The following is a 559-nucleotide window of genomic DNA, read 5'->3' on the forward strand; positions in this document are numbered from 1 at the left end:
CTGCGTACGCCGATCGATGAGGTAAGTCAATATGGTCTCCTGCTCATGCTACCGAGGCAAACGCGGAACCGTCGCTTCCGGTCTACCACATCATCCTCCCGGCATTGCCGGGTTCCGATGGCGCGCGACGGGCGTCAGCGGAAGATACGTCTGGCCCTACCCCATAAACTAGCAAGAGCAGGGCCAGTCATGCAAGACCCGCGAGCAGGAAAGCCTGCCTTCTTATGAAGACTTCCTTACGCGCAAATACCATTCGCACAGCAGCCGCACCTGCTTGGGCGTGTAGCCCTTGGCCACCATGCGCTCGACAAACTCCTTGTGCTTGTGGGCGTCGTCCGCGCTGGCCTTGGCATTGAACGAGATCACGGGCAGGAGTTCCTCGGTGTTGGAGAACATCTTCTTCTCGATTACCGTGCGGAATTTCTCGTATCCAGTCCATGCCGGATTCTTGCCATTGTTCTGCGCCCTGGTGCGCAAGACGAAGTTGACGATCTCGTTCCGGAAGTCCTTGGGATTGGAAATGCCGGCCGGTTTCTCGATCTTCTCCAGCTCGCTGTTC

The 559-nt window shown here is 57.6% G+C and carries 1 pseudogene; it reads right to left on the reverse strand.

The window, feature by feature from the left end:
* Window positions 1–222: 222 nt before the first annotated feature.
* Window positions 223–559: pseudogene (locus tag JK635_RS28040) on the reverse strand (hypothetical protein); the annotation flags it as partial.

Origin of the sequence: Neobacillus paridis, from assembly GCF_016765675.1 — a bacterium.
GTDB lineage: Bacteria > Bacillota > Bacilli > Bacillales > Cytobacillaceae > Neobacillus > Neobacillus paridis.